We start from the raw sequence: 20,077 nt of genomic DNA on the forward strand, positions 1-20,077 counted from the left end.
CCTGTCAGGGTGCTCTCGGCGCAAAGAACGAGGCACCTTCCGGTCGCGTTTCGTCCCGACTGGTACGACCATCGGACCAGTTGCGGGAAAACGCGCCCGGAGCCTCCCCCCTGACAGGACTTACCCCATCTGGCTTAGCGCTCCACCTGCACGCCCTTCCAGAAGGCCACGTGGCCGCGGATGTTGCGCGCCGCGTCCTTCGGCTCCGGGTAGTACCAGGCCGCGTCCCGGTTCACCTTCCCGTCCACCCTCACGTCGTAGTAGCTCGCCACGCCCTTCCACGGGCACGTGGTGTGCGTGGTGCTGTCCTGCATCACCTCGCGCTTCACCGCCTCCGGAGGGAAATACACGTTCCCCTCCACCACTTCGTACCGGTCGCTCTCGGCGAGCAACCGTCCATTCCACATCGCCCGGGCCACGGTGGACCTCCTCGCGTTGGCTCTCCCCCTTGTGTGCCCGGCCCGCGCTCCGGGCGCCACCGCCGCCGGCTCCTTCCGTCCTCCAGGTGGCAAGCCCCGCTTCCTCGCCGCCGCCAGAGGCCCAGGCGGCCGGGCGGGCCCTTCATCCATCGCCGGCCGGGAGTGCGGCCCCCTTCCCTGACTGTCCGCTGGTGGAAAGCCGGCCGGGGGGGAGGGCTGGGGGAAATCGTGGGCGGTTCCCGCGCTGTTAACGTCCCACTCCCCCTTCATGAACCCCACCGAGCGACGCGCCCCGGACGTCCACACGCTTCTGAGCCAGACGCTGAACAACCCCGAGGGGGAGTCCACCTTCCGGCAGCTCGCCGAGGCCATCCCACAGCTCGTCTGGACGGCCGGGCCCGATGGCCAACACGACTTTTTCAACCAACGCTGGTTCGACTACACCGGCACCTCTCCCGGCCCCACCTACGGTGACGGCTGGCGCCTGCCCTTCCATCCGGACGACCTCCCGGAGGCCCAGAAGCGCTGGCAGCACTCGCTGCGCACCGGCGACCCTTACGAGGTGGAGTACCGCTGCCGCCGCTACGACGGCGTGTACCGCTGGTTCCTCGGCCGCGCCAACCCGGTGCGCGACGCGGACGGCCGCATCGTCAAGTGGTTCGGCACCTGCACGGACATCGACGAGCAGAGGCGCGCCGCGGACTCGCTCCAGTTCCTCACCGAGGCCGGCGTGCTGCTCGCCTCCTCGCTGGACTACGAGACCACGCTGGCGGCCCTCACCCGGCTGGCCGTGCCCCGCCTGGCGGACTGGTGCTCGCTCGACATCCTCGGCGAGGACGGCGTCGTGCGGCTGCTCGCCGTGGCGCACGTGGACCCGGCCAAGGTGAAGCTCGCCCACGAGCTGCGCCGGCGCTACCCGCCCGACCCGAAGGACCGCAACGGCCTCCACGAGGTCATCCGCACCGGCCGCTCCGTGGTCCTCCCCGACATCCCCGACGAGCTGCTGGTGGCCGCCACCAAGGACGCCGAGCACCTGCGCATCGCGCGCGAGCTCGGGCTGCGCTCGGCCGTGACGGTGCCCCTCACCGCGCGGGGCCGCACCTTCGGGGCCCTCGCGCTCGTCACCGCCGAGTCCGTCCGGCGCTTCACCCCCGCGGATGTGGCCTTCGCCGAGCAGCTGGCCAACCGTGCCGCCCTCGCGGTGGACAACGCCCGCCTCTACGGCAACTCCGTGCGCGCCGAGGAGCGCTTCCGCTCGCTCATCACCGCCACCTCCCAGGCCGTCTGGGTGCGGCGGCCCGAGGGCCACGTGGAGGAGGACTCGCCCTCCTGGCGCGCCTTCACCGGCCAGCCGCTCGAGGACTACCAGGGCTATGGCTGGCTCGCCGTCGTCCACCCGGAGGACCAGGAGCGCGTGCGGCGCGGCTGGGAGGCGGCGCGGGCCCTCAAGCAGCCCTATGACGTGGAGATGCGCGTGCGCCGGGCCGCCGACGGCAACTGGGCCACCGTCCAGTCCCGCGCGGTGCCCCTGCTGGACGCCAAGGGCCAGGTGCGCGAGTGGATTGGCACCACCACGGATATCACCGCCCAGCGCCAGGCCGAGGAGGCCTCGCGCCAGCTGGAGAGCGAGCAGCGGGCGCGCGAGCTGGAGGCCCTGCGCGCCCAGGTGAGCGAGGTGCTCTCGCGCGAGGACACGCCCGAGCGCCTCATGCAGGCGTGCACCGAGGTGGTGGTGCGCAACCTCACCGTGCTGCCCCTGGCGCAGCTGTGGACGTGGAACCGCGAGGCCCGCGCGCTGGTGCTGGAGGGCACCTCCGGCGTCACCGTGCCCACCGCCTTCCAGCCCTACCGCTTCGCGCTGGGCGAGGGCCTGGTGGGCCAGGTGGGCCAGGAGCGCAAGCCGCTCGTCATCAACGACGTGCTGCGCCACCCCGGCCTGCGCTCGCGCGACTGGTGCCAGATGCAGGGGCTCGTCTCCTTCCTGGGCACCCCGCTGCTGGTGCGCGGGCAACTGGTGGGCGTGCTCGCCGTCTTCGGCCTGCGGCCCCTGGACGATGAGACGCTGGCCACGCTGGCCACCGTGGCCGACAACCTGGCCCAGGGCCTCGAGCGCCGCCGCGCCGAGCTCTCCCTCCAGGAGCACGCCAGGGAGCTGGCGCGCTCCAACGAGGAGCTACAGCAGTTCGCCTACGTCGCCTCGCATGATTTGCAGGAGCCCCTGCGCATGGTGGCCAGCTACACGCAGCTGCTGGCGCGGCGCTACCAGGGCAGGCTGGACGCGGACGCCGACGAGTTCATCCGCTACGCGGTGGACGGCGTCAACCGCATGCAGCGGCTCATCCAGGACCTGCTCGCCTACTCGCGCGTGGGCACCCGCGGCCACGAGTTCAAACCCCTCGCCTCCGGCCAGGCGCTGGACAAGGCGCTGGCCAACCTCAAGACGCTGGTGGACGAGTCGGGCGCCACCCTCATCCAGGGCAAGCTGCCGCAGGTGATGGTGGACGAGACGCAGCTCGTCCAGCTCTTCCAGAACCTGGTGGGCAATGCGCTCAAGTTCCGCGGGAGCTCGCCGCCCCGGGTGCTGGTGGAGGCCGAGCGCCAGGGCAACGAGTGGCGCTTCACCGTCGAGGACAACGGCATCGGCATCGAGCCGCAGTACTACGAGCGCATCTTCGTCATCTTCCAGCGCCTGCACGGCAAGGAGGAGTACCCGGGCACGGGCATCGGCCTGGCCATCTGCAAGAAGATCGTCGAGCGACACGGGGGCCGCATCGGGCTGGACTCGCAGCCCGGGCAGGGGACGACGTTCTGGTTCACCCTGCCGGCCATTCCCACTCCCACCTAGGGCACAGCCCATTGGGCACAGCCCACGGAGACAGGGCACTACTTCATGAGTGACGACACCCTCGGACGCCCCATTGAAATCCTCCTGGTGGAGGACAACCCCGGCGACGTCCGGCTGACCATCGAGGCCCTCAAGGAGGGCAAGGTGCGCAACCGCCTGTCCGTCGCGCGCGACGGGGTGGAGGCGCTCGCCTTCCTGCGCCGCCAGGGGCCGCATGCGGGCGCCACCCGCCCGGACCTCATCCTGTTGGACCTGAACCTCCCCCGCAAGGACGGGCGCGAGGTGCTGGCGGACATCAAGGAGGACGTCAGCCTGCGCCGCATCCCCGTGGTGGTGCTCACCACCAGCAAGGCCGAGGAGGACATCCTGCGCACCTACGATTTGCACGCCAACTGCTACATCACCAAGCCGGTGGACCTGGAGCAGTTCATCTCCGTGGTGCGCTCCATCGACGACTTCTGGCTGTCGGTGGTCCGGCTGCCCACGGTGGAGTGAGGGCGCCATGACTTCGAACGACGCCCGGCCCCTGCGGCTGCTGTTGGTGGAGGACAACCCCGGAGACGCCCGGCTCCTGCAGGAGGAGCTCAAGGACGTGTCCTCGGTGCGCTTCGAGGTGCGCCATGTGACGCGCATGGCCGAGGCGCTCCCGGTGGTGGGCGAGCCGGGGTGGGACGTGGTGCTGCTGGACTTGTCGCTGCCGGACGGGCACGGGCTGTCCAACATCGAGCGGCTGCTGCAGGCGGCCCCCGCGCTGCCGCTGGTGGTGCTCACCGGCACGGACGACGAGCAGCTGGCGATGAGCGCGGTGCACGCGGGCGCCCAGGACTACCTGGTGAAGGGCCAGGCCACGGGGCCGCTGCTGGTGCGCGCGCTGCGCTACGCCATCGAGCGCAAGCGGGCCGAGGAGGGCCTCAAGCGCGAGGAGGCCGCGCGCCAGACGGCGGTGTTCCGCGAGCAGTTCCTCGGGATCCTGGGGCACGATTTGCGCAATCCCTTGCAGGCCATCTCCGGCAACGCGGCGCTGCTCTTGCGCTACGGGGGCCTGTCCGAGCCCCAGCGCAAGGCCGTCAACCGCATCTCCATCTCCGCGGACCGGATGGCGCGGATGATCGGGGACATCCTGGACTTCACGCGCACGCGGCTGGGCGGCGGCTACACGCTGGCGCGCACGTGGGTGAACGTGCACGACGTGCTGCGGCAGGTGGTGGAGGAGCTGGAGGTGGCGCACCCGCAGCGGCGCTTCGAGCTGAGCGTGTCCGGCACCGGCTGGGGCGAGTGGGACGCGGACCGCATCGCCCAGGCGGCCTCCAACCTGGTGGGCAACGCCGTGCAGTACTCGCCCGAGGACAGCGCCATCCGGGTGGTGGTGCGCGACGAGGGCGAGGGCGTCCGGGTGGAGGTGCACAACCTGGGCCCGCCCATCCCCACCGAGCGGATGCCGCACATCTTCGATCCGTTCGTGCGCGGGCGGGATGGGGCTCGCTCGGGTGGCCGCTCGGGACTGGGGCTGGGGCTCTACATCACGCACGAAATCGTGAAGGCCCACGGGGGCTCGCTGCAGGTGCGCTCCACGGAGGCCGAGGGCACCTGCTTCTGGTTGAACCTGCCGCGCCATCTGCTCCCCGCCGCCCGGGTCTGAGCCCCGCCGCCCGGCGTCTGGGATTTCCCTGACTCGGGGGACAGGGGGGAGGGCTGCCTTTTGCCTCCCCGCCCGACGCCCCACGTCTTCCCCGCCCGCTCGCCATGTCCACCGTAGACACGGGAGTGTGCGGAGAGGAGGGCTCGGTGTGCCGGAGATAGAGACGCCGCAGGATGGGCAGGGACTGGAGCCACGGCCCTACACGCTGCGGACGAGGCGGGGCCCGGTGGAGGTGCTGCTGTACGAGTCTCTCCACGCCAAGGCGGGCGTGCTGCTGGCCGGTGGGGTGGGCGGAGGCTTCGACACGCCCGCGCTCGGCCTGTACCCGCGGCTGGGCGAGGAGCTGCTACGCCATCGCATCTCCACCGTCCGGTTGAAGTACCGCCATGCGGCGGACCTGGCCGAGGCGGTGCATGACGTGCTCGCGGGCGTGGACTTCCTCCTGGAGCGCGGGCTGGAGCGCGTGGCGCTCGTGGGGCACTCGTTCGGGGGCGCGGTGATGATCGACGCCGGAGCGCAGTCGCCCTGGGTGACGACGGTGGTGGGGCTCTCGCCCCAGAGTTACGGGACGGAGGCGGTGTCGGAGCTGCATCCGCGCTCGCTGCTGCTCGTCCACGGCCTGTCGGACGCGGTGCTGCCGCCGAGCTGCTCGCTCTCCATCCACGAGCGGGCGCGGGGCCGCAAGGACCTCGAGCTCCTCCCCGGGACGGGGCACGTGCTGGACGAGTCCGCCGAGCGCGTCTTCACCCGCGTGCGCGACTGGCTGCTGCACGAGCTGCGCGCCTGACTCCCTCGCCCCCCGGAGAGGGCGAGGGGCAAGGGCCACGGACTTCCCCCGGCGCGTCTCAGCTGTGCTTGTCGCTGCCCGCGCTGTCCTTGCGTCCCTCCTGCGAGGGCCCGCTGAACTCGCGCTGACGCTCGGCGTCCTCGGGCGCGGTCTCCTTCTCCGACTTGCCGAAGACCTCCTTGCGCGTCTCCTCACTCATCTTGGCGTCCCCGTGCATCGTGGGGTTTTCCTCTTTGGGCTTGCGAGGCATGTCGTGCGTCCTCCGGCGCGATGGGTTTGTTGGACCTGTGACTCAAGGTCGGGAGTTCTCCCGGCCGCGGCAAGCCTGGGGGCGGCCTGGGAGGCGGGCAGGGGAACAGGCCCTCACTCCCGCCCTCTCGCGAAGACGGAGAGGGCATGCACGGGCTCCCCCAGCGGCCCTAGGTTGAGCCCTACAGGAGGTGGCTCATGGGAGGTTTCGCGTTGGGGTTCTTCTTGTTCGCCGTGCTGGTGTTCTTCGCCGCCATCGTGCTCACCCTCGTGCTCGGGGGCATCAGCCGTGCGGGCGACAAGCGCGTGGAGACGGAGGGGCGCGCCACCGAGGGGCAGCGTCCGCCCTCGGATAGAGAGGCCCACGGCTACTGACCGGCCGGGGCACCAGGAGGCCGCGGGTTGTAGTAGCGGCGCAACCAGCGGGAGAGCCCGTCCAGGCCGGGGAAGAGCACGCGCTCGGTGATGTTGGCCTGGTCGAGCTTGTCCCGCACCTCCTGCTTGAGGCGGCCCGGGACGATGAGCCGGCGCACCCCGCGCTTCTGCTTCTCGAGGAACGTGTCCAGCCGCGCCGACGCGTCGTTCATCACCGAGAAGAGGGCGAACTGGTTGACGATGCGCTCGTCGAGCGAGGGCGGCTCGAAGAAGAGCACGAAGGCGTGGCGGGTGAGCCTGTCGAAGGTGGCGAGGTCCGGCGCCACCCCGGCGAGCATCTCGGCGCTGAAGACGTCGGCGCCCTCGCCGGTGAGCTGGGCCTTGAGGGGGCGGGGCAGCAGCCGGTTCGTCTCGCGGTAGTCCACGCTCCACACCACGCCGTCCACGCCGTACAGGTCCGGGTCCTCGCAGAGGAAGTGCAGCGCCACGTAGGGGCTGAACGTCCAGTCGAGCAGGCGCGTGGGCAGCCCGTGGTGCTGGGCGAGCGAGAGCCAGTCCCAGAGCGACTCGCAGGGGTTGGAGGTGCCGCGCGCGTACTTGCGGAAGGCGCGCAGCATGACGTGCTCCTGGCGGGAGTAGTTGCCCCCGCGCCGGTTGAGGCTGGTGGCCAGGTCATGCCGTGAGTCGGGCATGCCCCGGAAGGCGAGCGTGGGACGGAAGCGATGGAGCGCCTCGTTCCACGAGCCCGCGAAGAGCGCGTCCTGCAACTCCACCCAGCTCTGCACCCGATGTTCCTGCACGCCGGGAAGATGGGCAGCGTGGAGCGTGCTGGCACGCCAGGCCGGAGCCCCGGGCCCTCACTGGGTTTTCGCGGGGGCAATCCAGAGGCTGCGCCGGTGGAAATCGCCGGCGAGCGGGGCAGAGGGCGCGCGCAGGTCGATGCGCTCGCTCCACCCCATGGGGGCGTGCGTGTGCAGGAGGGGCGAGTCCTCGCGCAGCTGCTCGAAGACACACGTGTCCCAGGTGTCGCCGTGGCGCGCGAGCCAGCCGAACAGCGTCTCCACGCCGCTGGGGGCGTGCTCTGGATCCATCAGCACGTCCAGGTAGTCGGGGAGGCCCTCGCCGAGCAGCCGCATCACACGCCCTCCCCACTCCTTGCGCACCGCCAACGGCGCGATGCCCACGAGCCGCCCCTGGCTGCGCAGCGTCAGTACCCGGAGCGGGGAGAAGGAGGGATCGCACCGCCGGTACCAGGGCATCAGCCGCTCGGGGCGCTGCGCCGAGCTGGCGCCGGGGCAACGCGTCCACAGCCAACGCCACTCGCCCTGCAGGGCCTCCAGCTCGCGGAGGGTGGTCACCACTTCCTCCATGAGGGGCGTGTGCTCGTGGGACGGCCAGTGCCGGGAAACCTCCAGGTTGTCGAACATCATGCGCGTGCCTCCGCACCTCGAGCTGTCAGTGCCAGGGTGTCTCCGGTAGCTTCAGTTGCTCCAAGGCCCGGCGGGCCAGCTCCCGCCAGCGCTCGCCCTTCATGGGCCCGCCCTGGGCCTCGTACTGGAGCGGCCCCTCGTGGGGCGGCCGGGTGAAGTCGTAGCGGGGCGCGGCCCGGTAGCGCTCGTGTCCCAGCGGGAAGGACTCCAGCCCGCGCGCCTGTGAGGCGTAACACGCGAGCATCCGCTGCTTGTCCGCGCGCTCCGCCTCGGTGAAGGGCACCGTGGCCACCAGCCGGCCGTCCGGCGCGGGGAGGAAATCCCCGGTGACGAGAGACTCCCGGTGGCGGTGGTAGGACGCCATCTCCAGCAGCACCGGAGGAGTGCGCCCCGCCCGCGCCATCAGCGCCACGGCCGCATGCGCGACGAAGGCCGCCGCGTCATGGTCCGGGTGTCCTCCCTCGTACGGGTGCACGACGAGGAGCGCCGGGCGCAGCGCCTTGAGCAGCGCCATCAGGCACTCGGTGAGGGTGACGAACTCCTGCGCCGCCTCCTGGTCCACCGCCCCCAGGGAGAGCAGGCGCTCCGGAGGAAGCCCGGCCAGGCGCAGCGCCGCGAGAGCCTCCTGCTCGCGCAGGTGCGCGTAGTGCTCGCGCGAGCTGGGGGTGTCCCTCGGGGCCCCGTCGGTGACGTGGACGACGTGGCAGCCCGGGCCCCGGCGCAGCAGCCACGAGGCCCCCAGCACCTCGTCATCCGGGTGCGCGGCCACGATGAGCACGGAGCCTCGCAAGGCCTGGGGTGGCAGCAGTGGCGCGAGGATATCGGCCACGGTGTGCCCATCCGCTGGCGCGGGGCTTCCGTGCTGGATGGATTCATCGGGAGGCCGCATGCACGTGCCTCCCTCTTGGAGCTCTCACCAACGCCGCCTCCCTTCCCCGTACTGCGCTCCCTTCCCTCTCCTTCGGGAGAGGGAATACGTGCATCAGTGCGTCACCGGTGCGGAGGGGTCCTCTTCCCGCGCCATGACCGGCCCTCGCGACGGACGCGTACCGAGCAGTTGGATGGCCTCGCGGTAGCCGTTGAGCGTTCCCACGTCCACGTAGGACTCGCCCGCCTTCACCGCCCGCGCCTTGCCGCCCCGCGCCAGCCACTCGTTCACCAGCGTCCCCAGGTACGGGTCCCTCGGCTCGCGCGTGAGCCACAGCTCGTGCAGCTCGCGCAGGAGGGCCCCCGTCAGCTTGAAGGCGCCCCATATCCAATGGCTCGTGGCGCCCTCCTGCTTCACCTGAATCTCCCGCACCGTGCCGTCCCGGTCCGCCACCACCGCGTCGAACAGCTCCGGCCGCGCCACCGGGAAGCACAGGAAGGACAACCCCCCGCCCGGCAGCCGGCACAGGCCGTCCTCGGGGAACCACACCGTGTCCGGCAGCCCGATGAGCACCTCCTCCTCCGGATGGATGAAGGGCACCGCGCGGAACAGCGAGTCACACAGCCCCAGTGGCTCCGGCTGCACGGCGTAGCAGACCTGCGCGCCGTCCACCGAGCCGCCGTAGTACTCGACGATGTCCGACTTGCCCGGGGAGATGATGAAACAGATTTTCCTCGCCCCCGCGAGCACCATGCGGTCCACCAGGTACTCGCTCACGGCGCGAGGCCTTTCCGTCTTGCCGTCGAAGCGGCCGCCTACGGGCAATAGCTCCTTGGAGAATGCGAGCGGTTGAATGCGGCTGCCAATGCCAGCCGCCGGTATGAGTCCCCACATGGCTCAGTTCCTCGCATGGTTCGAGACGCGCCCTCCGTCCAACACCGCCACCAACTCCTCCGCGCGTCTTGCCGCCGTGTGCTCGGTGAGGGCGCGCTCCCGTGCGCGCTGGCCCATCCGGGCGAGGTCTTCTGGCGAGAGCGAGAGCGCCTCCACCGTGTCCTCCGTGGAGTGCGCGACGAGGATCTCCTCGCCGGGACGGAAGAACGACTCCAGGCCCTCCCACGCGTCGGACAGCACGGGGGTGCCACACGCGGCGGCCTCGAAGAGGCGCCCCGAGGGACACCACCCCATGGCGGCCATGGGCGCGCGCGTGACGTTGAGGGTGAGGCTGGACGAGCAATAGAAGGCCGGGTGCTCCACCGGCGGCAGGTGCTGGACGAAGTAGAGGTTGGGCGTCCAGGCGAAGTCCCGCGGGTACTGCGCACCGCCGATGACGAAGCGGCGCCCGGGCATGCGCCGCGCGGGCTCGAGGAAGAGCCGCTCGAGCGCCTCCTGCCGGTTGGCCGCGTAGGTACCCAGGTACGAGAGGTCCCCCCGGTAGTGCGGCTTGCCGTCCACCGGGTAGTGCACCCGCGGGTCCACGCTGCCGTAGAGGGGCAGGGCGTTGCGCGCGCCGAAGAGCCGCCGCAGCCCGGTGAGGGCCTCGCCGCCCGTGTAGCTCAGCACGACGTCGTAGCCGCCCAGGCCCTCGGGGCCGATGTACTCGATGCTCTCGCCGCGCTCGGCCCGCTCCAGGGTGACGGGCGTGTCCATGTCATAGAAGGACTTCACCGGCACGCGCGAGCCCAGCAGCAGCCGGCCCGCCTCCACGCCGTCGGCGCAGTAGGACGTCACCATGCCCGCGTCCGCGTCCCGCAGGTGTAGCTTCGCGCGCGGCAGCGCCTCCTCCCACGAGGAGTAGAGAATCAGCTGCGCGCCCGGGGGCAGCTCGAGCAGATCGCGGTGCGAGGCGTAGAAGGGCTGATCCCGCTCGAAGAAGACGACGCGGTGGCCGCGGTCGGTGAGGGCGGAGATGAGCCCGCGCCACAGCGTGGCGTGCCCGTTGCCCCAGGAGGAGCTGACGGTGAGGCCGAAAATCACCAGCTTCATGCCGACTCCTGCATCGTGCTGGGCAGCGTGACGGCGCCGATGGCCTCCTCGAGGAGCCGGCGCACCTGGGGCGCGAGCCGCACGCGCGCCAGCCGCCAACGCTGATTGGGACGCAGCCGGCCGAGCGTGTACACCACCTTGCGGCGCGTGTGCTCGAGCGGGAAGTAGCGCACGAAGCCCGAGGCGTTGAGCGAGAAGAAGGACAGGGCGTCCGCGTCGTTGAGGAGCGTGAGGCACACGTCGGCCTCGGGGCGCTCGTGGCGGCCGATGAGCCAGCGCACGCGCTCGCGGGTGCCCGCGTCCACGCCCAGGTCCGACAGCAGCTCGCACGCCACGTCCGCCCCGCGCGCCGCATGCGCGTCCTTGAAGGCCTGGTAGTCCCGGGCGTGGTGCTCCACGCGCGCGTCGGGCTCGGAGAGCAGGCGCTCCACGTCGTGGAAGAGCGCGGCCGTCTGCACGGCCAGGTCCGCCCGGGGGGCGAGCCGCAGCACCCACTGCCAGGTGTCCAGCGCGTGCCGGTAGTCGGCCACGACGAGCGGCTTGCTCAAGTCATGCAGCGCCAGGTGGCGCGCGAGGATGGCGTCGAAGAGCGGGCCCTCGGAGGCGGCGTTGCGCCGGCGCACGAGGCCCTGGTAGCGGGTGAGCACCTCGAGCGCGGTGGCGGCGAGCGCCTCGCGCGGCGAGCCCGTGAGGTGCAGGGTGATGCAGTTGCCCGCGGGACAGGAGGCGGCGGTGGCGAAGACGTGCTCGTCCCAGTCGAAGGGATCGAACCCCGGGGCGCGCCACTGCTGGGCGTCCAGATTCAGCACGTGCGCGTTGCCGGCCTGGGCCAGCGGCTGCAGGGAAACGGTGGGAAACTCCTCGGCCAGCAGGACGAAGGCACCCGTGGGTGCGAGGGGTGCGTCGGCGGCACGAAGGCCGGGTTCGGACAGCAGCAGCTGTCGGATCATCGCGTCTCCCGCGGGAGGCCCGCACGTGAGGACGCGGCAAGTTGCGGTCGCGGCCGCCGAAAGGCCAGGGCCCCATGTATGGACGCGTGGGCCAATGCACCGGGGACCCAGAAACGCGTGAGCCAGTGTACGGACTCGCGGACGGGCCCGTGCGCTGGCTCACAGCCGGGCGACGTTCACCCGGAAACTCCTGGACTCCAGCGCGCGACTACGGGCGGCCGTTGTCGGCCGGCTGATCGAACGCGTACTGGTCCGCGTGAGGCGCCGCGTCCTGGTGGAACAGCGGGCATTTCTGGCAGGAGAAGCCCTCCCAGTCCTCGCGTACCGCCGCGTCGATGCACCGCGAGTACTGGCGGCAGTGGACGTTGCGGTAGTCCTCGACGTGATGGTGGTCCGCCCACATGGGCAGGCGGAGCTCGGTGGGATTGGGTTTAGGTGGCGAGCAGGCCATGTCGCTGGAACTCCTCGAAAAAGTGTGTGCCCCCCTCGGCTGTCTTCATACCCACTGGTGCGACGCGTCATTCCCGGGCGGGACGGACGCGCCCACCGAGCCTCCCCGAGCGCACAACAGGCGAGGAGCCGAGCCCTTACTGTCGAGGCCGTGCTCCTGCTTGCCGGGCGGCCTGCTCGAACACCTCATAGGGCTGGCAGCCGACCACGCGCACGTCGCCGATGAAGAACGTGGGGATGCCGCGCACGCCCTCGCGCTGCCCCTCCTTCTGCACCGCGTCCACGCGGGCCTGGTACTCGGGCGCGTCCATGGCGCTCCTCGCTCCCTCGCCCGGCAGGCCGGCTTCCTCCGCGAGCCGCACGAGCACCTCCAGGTTCTCGAGGTCCTCGCCGCGCTGCCACTGCGCCCGCATGGCCGCGTCGCGGAAGGCCTCGAAGCGGCCCTGGTCGCGCGCCCACTCGGTCAGCGCGAGCACCCGGCGCGTGTTGGCCAGGTGCGGGGGCGCTTGCAGCGACACGCCAAAACCCCGGGCGAATTGTTGCACCTGGGCCCTCATCTGCTCGGCGCGGCCGGGAAAAATCCGGTCCATCGACACGCCTCCCCGGGGCGTGCCCGGGTTCAGCTCGAAGCCCTTCCACTCCACCTCGACGTCGTACTTCTCTTGCAACCTGACCAGGCTGCTCTGCTCCGCGATGAAGCAGTACGGTCAAACGAAGTCCGAATACAGCCGGATGCGCACGCTCATGGCCCACCTCTCACGTCACGAAGGTGTGTCCCTTCTCGCAGCGTGAGGTGGCCGTGTCCAGCCGCTCGCCCGGCCAGCAAGCGATGAATCAGCGCTTCTTCCCGGCGCCGCTTTCCCTGAAAATGGCCCCGTGCCTTCCATGCCTGCCCGCCCCCCGTCGTCCCTGGCCCGCCGGCTGGGGCTCATCTCCCTCGCCATCTTCGCCCTGCTCGCGGCCGCGGGCTGTACCACCTTCGCCCGCGCCATGAAGGAGGGCGACGCGCTCACCACCCAGCGCCAGTGGGAGAAGGCCGAGGCCGCCTACCAGCGCGCCCTCGCCGCCGAGCCCGGTGACCCGGAAGCGAAGGTGAAGCTGCGCGACATGCACAAGCTGTGGGGCGCCGAGCTTCTCGCGGCCGCGCGCGCGAAGCACGGCGAGGGCAACCTCGCGGGCGCCACGCCGCTGCTGGTGCGCGTGCTCCAGTTGGACCCGGAGAACGACCCGGCGCGCGAGCTGCTCGGCCAGACGCTGGACGCGCGGGTGGAGGTGGCCCTCGAGGCCCTGAAGGAGGAGCGGTTGCAGGACGCCCGGGCCGAGCTGGACGCGGTGCTGGCGGTGGACGACTCGCACGCGGGAGCGCGCAAGGGCGTGGACGCGGTGCAGACGGCGTGGGCGCGCCGGTGGTTCGGCACCGCCCAGCGCTTCGAGGAGGAGGGCAAGCTGGGCAACGCGCTGGTCGCGTACGTGCGCGCGGACCAGGAGCGCGTGGGCGTCACCCCGGCCCGCGAGCGCGCCGAGGAGATGCGGCGCAAGCTGCGCGACGAGGTGGCCTTCCTCGTGGTGACGGCCCCCGCGGAGGACAAGGCGGAGGCGCCGGACGTGGTGCAGCGGCTGTCGCCCGGACGGTTGTCGGCGCTGCTGCCGCAGCAGGTGCCCATCCGCGTCATCACCGTGGAGCCGCCCAAGGACCACGAGGGCGTGCGCCTGGGCGTGGCGCTGGAGCGGGTGATGCCGGTGAAGTCCGTGGAGCAGTCGCAGAAGAACCAGCGCTACGTGGTGACGAACAAGGCCGTGCCCAACCCGCGCCGCGCGCAGCTGGAGTCGGCGCTGCTGGAGCAGGAGCGCAAGCTGGAGGAGGTGGAGCGCAAGCTGGGAGGCACGCTGCGCGACTACCTGCGCAAGCAGGACGAGCTGGCGCAGGCGCGCGAGGTGGCCGCCCGCTGCCGGGACCGGGAGCGCAAGGCGTGCGGCACCGGGCTGTCCGAGTGCGTCCAGGCCTTCAGCCACGCCAAGCCCGGCGAGGTGCCCAAGGAGTGCAACCCCGCCCGCTGCAACCCGCTGTGCGAGCAGGAGGAGGGGGCGCTCTCGCAGCGCTCCTCCAACGCGCAGGAGCTGGAGCGCCGGCTGGAGGCCTCACAGGAGAAGGCGGAGCAGCAGCGCACCGAGGTGCAGCGCGGCCGGGACGCCTTCTACCGCGAGCCCCTCACCGTGGAGGAGCCCGTCTACGCGGACTACCCCTATGACGTGGAGCTGCACCGGCTCTCGATCACCGCCAGCGTCACCGAGCGGCTGGTGGACCTGGCCAAGGACGCGGCGGGCGCCTCGCCCCACACCGAGGACTACGCGGCCCTGGCGGAGGACGCGTCCAACAAGGCCTACGACAAGGTGGGCGTGCTGGCGGACCCGGTGCAACTGCGCAGCGAGGCGGAGCTCCGGGTGGAGGCGGGCGACAAGGCGATGAGCTCCATCGCCGAGCGCGTGAAGGAGCGCTTCGATGCCTACCGCCAGCGCCGGGTAGAGGACGCGCGCCGGGGCATGGTGCGCCCGGCGGCCGAGGACGTGGTGGAGACGGCGGTGCGCGCCCTGCTGCTCACCCAGGACGCGCCCCCCGAGGACATCCTCCAGCCGCTGGCCCGGGCACGTGGCCTCACGAAGCCCGAGGCCCTCTTCGGCAGCAACTGAGGCTTCAGGCCACCGCTTCGGCCGGCGGCGACCACATCGCCGCCTCGGCCGAGTGCAGGCAGTCGCCGAGGAAGCGCAGGTAGATGTCGAGCGCCTCGGAGCCGAGCTCCGCCAGCGTGCGCGCGTTCTCCGGCATGAGTTGCAGCAACTCCTCCATCATCCGCGTGTTGGTGGCGGTGGTGCCCACGTCCAGCTGCACGTGCTCGCGCAGGAAGCCGAGCCCCTCCAGCGTCTCGCGGCCGAGCACCCGCACCACGTTGGACAGCAGGTGCGGCCCCAGCACCATGGAGAGGTTTTCAATCTCGTACTCGATGGCGATCTGCGCCGCGGGCAGCTCGCCGGCGATGGTCTGCTCGTGGAGCTGGCGGTAGGCGCGCATGGCGTCCGTGGGGTGCTGGCCCAGCAGCCGCTCCAGGTGCAGCGGGGACTGACGCCGCATGTTCCAGCGGTGCACCAGCCGCCGCACGTCGTCCACCATCATCAGGTGGTGGCCGGCCTCGTGCTTCGCGTGCGCGAGCAGTTGCTTGCCGAGCGAGTCCAGGTTCTGCATCAGGCAGCGCTGGCCCGCCCGGCGGATCCACCCCTCCACCGGCTCGGTCATGTACACGCCGAACGAGTGGTACTGGATGAAGAAGCGCTCGAGGAGCGCCGGCTCGATGGCGGGGTCCACCAGCATGCGCATCACCGGATCCGTGGAGATGCGGGCGCGCGCGGGCAGGACGTAGGGCTCGTACAGCTCTTTGACCAGACTCATGTCGACAACTCCTTCGGTCCTTCTGGTACCGCGGGTGCTGCTGTTGCGGTGCGTCCTTGGGGTGTTTCCCGGGGGTTCTTCCCGGGGTGCTTCGCTTCCTCAGGCGGTGGGCTTCTCGGGCGGGAGGCGGCCCACGGTCGCCTCGCTCACGTACTCGAGGAACTCGGGCAGCATGCGCGCCGAGAGCAGCCACAGGCAGGGCTTCGCGCCGGGCTCGTCGTGCAGCCGGGCGGCGGCGGCGTAGCTGTCGTCCTCGTCCTCGCGCACGAGCACGAAGGAGGTGCGGCCCCGCCGCGCGTACCAGGCCCGCGCCTCGTCGAGCAGCGCCACGTACGCCTCCGGCCCCTCGGGCGACAGCGGGAAGAGCCGCGCCGCGTCCAGCAGGCGGAAGAGGTTCGTGCCGGGCTGGCCCAGCTCGAGGACGATGGCGGCCACCGGCACCCCGTCACGGCGGGCCACCAGCACCTGCCGCTCGCGCTCCAGCCCGGCCGCGCGCCACGTCGCCGTCGTGTCCCGCAGGTCCAGCCGGTCGCGCGACAAATCCAACGCGTCCACGTAGGGGGCGGGGCGCGTGCGGGAAATCTCCTCCGCCAGCAGCGCCTTCTCCGCGAAGCGGGCCGGGCCCATCTCGAAGCCGCCCGAGGGCTGGCCGCTCGGCTCGTCGCAGCGCGCCTCCATCAGCCGCACGGGCATGAGGAGGGCGTCGCCGCTGCGCCAGTGCTCGCGCGCAAAGGGAAGGTGGACGCGCTCGAAGAGGGGCACGGTGGTCTCGACGTAGGCGACGAGCCAGCGGAAGTCGGGGTCACTCTGGGCGTGCTCCAGCGTGCGCACGTGGAGGTCGCGGAGAATCTGCCCGGGCGGCACGTCCGCGGCGGACTTGCCGGGGCGCTTGGCCAACTGGTGGACCAGCCAGGTGTGACGGTAGGGCCGCACCGAGGACAGCGTGGCCTCCACGCCCCGCTCCGAGGGCCACACCGTCTGGCAGAAGAGCCGGGGCAGCTGCGAGGCCCGGCTGCTGGTGTCCAGGAAGCTGGCGCGCAGCTCCTCGAACTGCTCCATCTTCCGGCCCGCCAGGTTGAAGTAACCCGAGTCGACGAACAGCTCCCACAGCGGCTGCAGCAGCCCCTCGCCGCCGCGCGTGGAGGGGCAGAGCGCCAGCGAGACGAGCCGCACCCAGCGCGTCTCGTCCAGCGGCGTGCACGGCGTCACCTGGAGGCCGAACACCCGCTGCCCGTCCTTGTCCCCCACGAAGCGCACCTCGCCGCGCAGGAGGATGGACTCGCCGTCCTCGCCCCGCACCTCGAGCTGCTGCAACAGCAGGCCCGGGAAGACCATGTCCTCCGCGCTGCCCCGCAGGCACAGGCCGTTGAAGGACACGTCCACCGCCTCGCGCTCGAGCGAGCCCAGCTCGCCCCACAGCGGATGCTGGAAGCGCGCCCTCAGCCCCGCGGGGGCGGGCACGCGCCGGTGCCAGCGGTGGCGCACCTTCCACAGCCGCCGCGGACTGGGCGTCACCATGCGGCCGCCGCGCGTCTCCAGCGCCGGCACGCGCAGGCGGAAGGCCGAGTTGTAGCCCACCACTTCAATGTCATAGGGCGCCGTGCCCCAGTGCGCCTCCGGCTCCTCCAGCCGCCAGTGCAGCTGCGAGGTCGCCACGTCGAAGTACTCCAGCGACACGCGCAGCGTGCGTCCCAGCTGCCGCAGCAGGCCCTCGTGCTTCATCACGCACACGGACTTGAGGATGGAGCGCACGCGCTCCGGGTCGACGATGGCCTCTTCAATCGGCTGCGGCGACACCGCGGGCAGCGCGCGTCCCTCGCGGGCCGCCGCGTCCAGCATGGAGAGGATTTGCCGGCCCTGCTCCAGCGTCACCTCCACCAGCTGGATGCCGATGGGCGCGTCGTAGCGGCGCGTGTCACTCCAGAGGATTTCGCCCTTGAGCGGGCCCACGGTGCGGCCGTTGTCGTCCAGGAGCACCGGGAGCGTGCGCTCGCGCGCGGGCAGCTCGGCACCGGGCTCGGGGAGCGCCCACACCACCGTGGGGCTGAGCCGCGTCACCCGGCTGCAGCTGATGCCGGGCTGGGCGAGGATGAGGTTGATGCCCTGTTCGGGCCGCGCGTGCAGTGAGTACCCCGAATAGGTGCCAGCGGCGAGCGCCGCTCCCACCGAGGTTTCCAAGTCTCCACCCATGTGGCTTCTCCTCCCTTTTCGGGACGGCCGTGACCGCCAGGCCGCCTCGCCGAGGTCGTGCTCTTCCGCGACGAGGTCAATCCCTTGCACACCTAGAGAACGCCCGAGCCCTCGTTTCGTCAAGCCATGCCCTGTCATTCTTTGCTCACGCTGTCCGGGTTTCCTCGCGGGGATGGAAAAGTCCGCTGCCCCGAGCGCAGACCCTGGAACCCCTGTGTCTCCCGGGGAAAGCAGCTCCCGCGTAGAGACGGGCAAACAATGACTTGCAAGGCGCGCGCGGGGCGTTGTCAGGCTTTTCCCGGACTGGCGGAGCTGCACCTGGGCCATAGCTGTCGCCCGGGAACGTGAAACCACGGCCGCCCGCATGCTTGGGATTGCGGGGTAGGAAGGCTTTACGCGGACACGGCCGGGGAGGGAACGGGTAGGGATTGTCGGCTCGTGGGCAGCCGCCGCGCGCGAGGCCGCCTCCGGGTGTCCGCCGGACGACGCAGGGGGCTCCGGCCCCGCGGGCTAGGACGCCAGGAAGAAGGACGTAACGGTGTAGCGCCAGTGCCCCGCCGCCTCCGGCGTCACCGGCGTCACCGCGTGCGGCGCCCCCCGGGAGCGGAAGATGAAGACGGAGTTGAAGAGGGGCGGAATGCGCAGCTCATCCCACGTGCCCGAGGGGTGGGGGAAGACGAGCACCCCGCCGAAGCGCTCCTCCCAGGGCCGGGTGAAGTTGTAGACGACGGCGAGCCCCTCGTCCTCGGTGTCCACGTGCTGGGGAAAGCGCTCGCCCACGCCCATGCGCGACACCTGCACCTGCGTGGGGACGAGCCGGTGGGGAAAGCCCACGAGCCAGGCGTGGTAGGCGGCCGCCGCCCCGGTGCCGAGCCACTGGACGAAGTCCGTCAGCGCCGAGGGCTCCTGCTCCTCGCGCCGGGCGATGGAGAGCGGGTAGGGGGCATGGTGGTGGGGGACGAAGCGGGCGCGGCCCAGGGCCTCGTGCACGGCCTCGGCCCGCGCGGGGTGCAGGGCGTCCGACAGGCACACGCCGGGCACCCGCCCATTCTCCATGAAGGCCGCGCGCACGCCGGGTACCACCGCCGGCTCCACCAGCTGGGGGTGCATCCACCGCGCCGCCTCGGCGAGCTCCGCGGACGGGCCCCGCCAGCCCTCGCCGAAGACGTTGTCGACGAGGTCCGGGATGAAGAAGCCGCTGGTGCGCTCAGGCCTTCTCAACGAGGTACCCCGCCAGCCGGGAGATGACCTTCCCGCGCCGGGGATCATCGAAGTAGGAGATGGCGGGCGTGGGGTTGAACTCGAGCGCCACGAAGCGCCCCTCCTCGTCCCGCCGCAGGTCCACCGCCGTGAACACCATCCCGAGCGCCTTGGCGCCCCGCAGGCACACGCGCCAGGCCTCCTCGGGCAGCCGGGCGGGCCGCACGTGCGCGAGGTTCTCCCGGGCATCCACCACGCCCTCGGTGGGGATGCGGAAGGCCGCCACCGGCTCGCCGTCCAGCACGTAGGCGCGGAACTCGTCGCCTTTTATCTCCGCCTGGAAGAGCACCGGGCAGTTGCCCAGCAGCTGGAGCCGCTCGTCCGTGAGGTCCTCCGGCGTGACGCGCCGCACCAGCGCCCCCCCGCCGAGCGGCTTGTAGATGACCGAGCCGTGCTTGCCCACGAAGTCGCGCACCGCCTCGGGGTCGCACGTGCCGAGGCTCGGCGGCACGGGCACCTTCGCCCGCTGCAGCAGGGCGAGCTGGTGCAGCTTCAGGTAGTGCAGCTCGACTGTCTCGAACGGATTGACGAAGGTGCGCCCCGGCTGGCGCAGCGAACGCAGCACGGACTGGAGGAAGGACTGGCGCTCGCGCTCGGCGATGTACTGCTCCTGCCAGCGGGAGAAGTTGCGCTCGGGCAGCCCGGCGGGGTCCGGCATGGGCAGCGAGAGCGCGACGCGCTTGATGTAGAACGCGCGCACGTCCTCCAGCCGCTCGCCCTGGTAACGCACCGCGCCACGCTCCCACGTCAGCGTGGCGGACTCGGGGATGTGGGCGGTTTCCACGACGAGCGCCCGCGCCCGGCGGCGCTGCACGGCCTCGGCCACGTAGCGCGTGTGCTCGTCGTTCTGGGAGCCGATGATGGCGACCGTCTTCACGTGTCCTCACCTGGGCGCCCGGCAAGGGCGCCTCCCATCATCGCTCAACCGGGCCCGGCCTAGAACGAGGGCTCGTCGGCCTTGATCTTCACCACACCCGGCCGGGTGCTGATGCCGCCGGAGGTCGGGGCAGCCGTGGGCTCATCGGCCTTGATCTTCACCACGCCCGGCAGGGAGCCGAGGCCACCCGAGGTCGGCGCGGCGGTGGGCTCGTCGGCCTTGATCTTCACCACGCCCGGCAGGGAGCCGAGGCCACCCGAGGTCGGTGCGGCGGTGGGCTCGTCGGCCTTGATCTTCACCACGCCCGGCA

21 protein-coding genes are annotated in these 20,077 nt (G+C 71.4%); 6 read left to right on the top strand and 15 right to left on the bottom strand.

Translation table 11 applies throughout. The features are described 5' to 3' along the window. Positions 1-134: 134 nt before the first annotated feature. A complete protein-coding gene (locus ACJ8AN_RS02760; RefSeq protein WP_407753628.1) occupies positions 135-419 on the bottom strand; it encodes a DUF427 domain-containing protein in 285 nt (94 codons plus the stop codon). Between the two features lie 268 nt (positions 420-687). On the opposite strand from ACJ8AN_RS02760, the gene ACJ8AN_RS02765 reads away from it, so the two are divergent. From ACJ8AN_RS02765 to ACJ8AN_RS02780, 4 genes are all read left to right on the top strand, one after another. Further along, complete coding sequence (locus ACJ8AN_RS02765; RefSeq protein ID WP_407753629.1) at positions 688-3,264, top strand: PAS domain-containing protein; 2,577 nt, start codon at positions 688-690, stop codon at positions 3,262-3,264. A gap of 45 nt (positions 3,265-3,309) precedes the next feature. Beyond that, complete coding sequence (locus tag ACJ8AN_RS02770; protein WP_407753630.1) at positions 3,310-3,759, top strand: response regulator; 450 nt, start codon at positions 3,310-3,312, stop codon at positions 3,757-3,759. A 7-nt stretch (positions 3,760-3,766) separates the two neighbouring features. Next, complete coding sequence (locus ACJ8AN_RS02775) at positions 3,767-4,903, top strand: ATP-binding protein (protein WP_407753631.1); 1,137 nt, start codon at positions 3,767-3,769, stop codon at positions 4,901-4,903. 148 nt (positions 4,904-5,051) lie between these two features. Continuing rightward, positions 5,052-5,690 carry an alpha/beta hydrolase gene (locus ACJ8AN_RS02780; RefSeq protein ID WP_407753632.1) on the top strand — a complete coding sequence of 213 codons (639 nt, stop codon included), beginning with the start codon at positions 5,052-5,054 and terminating at the stop codon, positions 5,688-5,690. Between the two features lie 58 nt (positions 5,691-5,748). Here ACJ8AN_RS02780 and ACJ8AN_RS02785 read toward each other — a convergent pair whose 3' ends face one another. Continuing rightward, a complete protein-coding gene (locus tag ACJ8AN_RS02785; protein ID WP_407753633.1) occupies positions 5,749-5,940 on the bottom strand; it encodes a hypothetical protein in 192 nt (63 codons plus the stop codon). A 197-nt stretch (positions 5,941-6,137) separates the two neighbouring features. Here ACJ8AN_RS02785 and ACJ8AN_RS02790 point away from each other — a divergent pair, with 197 nt between their 5' ends. After that, a complete protein-coding gene (locus ACJ8AN_RS02790) occupies positions 6,138-6,314 on the top strand; it encodes a hypothetical protein (RefSeq protein WP_407753634.1) in 177 nt (58 codons plus the stop codon). Here ACJ8AN_RS02790 and ACJ8AN_RS02795 read toward each other — a convergent pair. The 8 genes from ACJ8AN_RS02795 to ACJ8AN_RS02830 form a co-directional block, all read right to left on the bottom strand. Beyond that, positions 6,308-7,114 carry an FRG domain-containing protein gene (locus ACJ8AN_RS02795; protein ID WP_407753635.1) on the bottom strand — a complete coding sequence of 269 codons (807 nt, stop codon included), beginning with the start codon at positions 7,112-7,114 and terminating at the stop codon, positions 6,308-6,310. The genes ACJ8AN_RS02790 and ACJ8AN_RS02795 overlap by 7 nt on opposite strands. Positions 7,115-7,171: 57 nt before the next feature. Next, a complete protein-coding gene (locus ACJ8AN_RS02800; protein ID WP_407753636.1) occupies positions 7,172-7,744 on the bottom strand; it encodes a GNAT family N-acetyltransferase in 573 nt (190 codons plus the stop codon). A 25-nt stretch (positions 7,745-7,769) separates the two neighbouring features. Then, the gene (locus ACJ8AN_RS02805) at positions 7,770-8,633 is read right to left on the bottom strand and encodes a PIG-L deacetylase family protein (protein ID WP_407753637.1); all 864 of its coding nucleotides are present in this window, start codon (positions 8,631-8,633) and stop codon (positions 7,770-7,772) included. A gap of 93 nt (positions 8,634-8,726) precedes the next feature. Continuing rightward, positions 8,727-9,506, bottom strand: a complete 780-nt coding sequence (locus ACJ8AN_RS02810; RefSeq protein WP_407753638.1) for a nucleotidyltransferase family protein — start codon at positions 9,504-9,506, stop codon at positions 8,727-8,729. Positions 9,507-9,509: 3 nt separating this feature from the next. Continuing rightward, entirely contained in the window at positions 9,510-10,598 is a 1,089-nt protein-coding gene (locus ACJ8AN_RS02815) for a glycosyltransferase (RefSeq protein WP_407753639.1), read from the bottom strand. Beyond that, complete coding sequence (locus ACJ8AN_RS02820) at positions 10,595-11,548, bottom strand: DUF4202 family protein (RefSeq protein ID WP_407753640.1); 954 nt, start codon at positions 11,546-11,548, stop codon at positions 10,595-10,597. The genes ACJ8AN_RS02815 and ACJ8AN_RS02820 overlap by 4 nt, the downstream gene beginning before the upstream one ends. A 208-nt stretch (positions 11,549-11,756) precedes the next feature. After that, positions 11,757-11,999, bottom strand: a complete 243-nt coding sequence (locus tag ACJ8AN_RS02825) for a hypothetical protein (protein WP_407753641.1) — start codon at positions 11,997-11,999, stop codon at positions 11,757-11,759. A 136-nt stretch (positions 12,000-12,135) separates the two neighbouring features. Next, on the bottom strand, positions 12,136-12,693 hold the full coding sequence (locus ACJ8AN_RS02830) for a DsbA family protein (protein WP_407753648.1): 558 nt from the start codon (positions 12,691-12,693) through the stop codon (positions 12,136-12,138). Positions 12,694-12,883: 190 nt separating this feature from the next. Between ACJ8AN_RS02830 and traC the strand changes: the two genes are divergently transcribed. Beyond that, positions 12,884-14,686 carry an outer membrane exchange accessory lipoprotein TraC gene (gene traC, locus ACJ8AN_RS02835; RefSeq protein ID WP_407753642.1) on the top strand — a complete coding sequence of 601 codons (1,803 nt, stop codon included), beginning with the start codon at positions 12,884-12,886 and terminating at the stop codon, positions 14,684-14,686. Positions 14,687-14,690: 4 nt separating this feature from the next. On the opposite strand, the gene ACJ8AN_RS02840 is transcribed toward traC, so the two are convergent. From ACJ8AN_RS02840 to ACJ8AN_RS02860, 5 genes are all read right to left on the bottom strand, one after another. After that, a complete protein-coding gene (locus ACJ8AN_RS02840; RefSeq protein WP_407753643.1) occupies positions 14,691-15,440 on the bottom strand; it encodes a hypothetical protein in 750 nt (249 codons plus the stop codon). Between the two features lie 99 nt (positions 15,441-15,539). Next, positions 15,540-17,630: a hypothetical protein gene (locus ACJ8AN_RS02845; RefSeq protein WP_407753644.1), complete on the bottom strand. Its 2,091-nt coding sequence runs from the start codon at positions 17,628-17,630 to the stop codon at positions 15,540-15,542. Between the two features lie 510 nt (positions 17,631-18,140). Beyond that, on the bottom strand, positions 18,141-18,851 hold the full coding sequence (locus ACJ8AN_RS02850; protein WP_407753645.1) for a 2OG-Fe(II) oxygenase: 711 nt from the start codon (positions 18,849-18,851) through the stop codon (positions 18,141-18,143). Next, positions 18,838-19,767: a RimK family alpha-L-glutamate ligase gene (locus ACJ8AN_RS02855; protein WP_407753646.1), complete on the bottom strand. Its 930-nt coding sequence runs from the start codon at positions 19,765-19,767 to the stop codon at positions 18,838-18,840. The genes ACJ8AN_RS02850 and ACJ8AN_RS02855 overlap by 14 nt, the downstream gene beginning before the upstream one ends. Before the next feature lie 59 nt (positions 19,768-19,826). After that, on the bottom strand, positions 19,827-20,077 hold a 251-nt coding region (locus ACJ8AN_RS02860), incomplete at its 5' end, for a hypothetical protein (protein ID WP_407753647.1).

The sequence above is a fragment of the Archangium sp. genome, assembly GCF_045802675.1.
Lineage (GTDB): Bacteria > Myxococcota > Myxococcia > Myxococcales > Myxococcaceae > Archangium.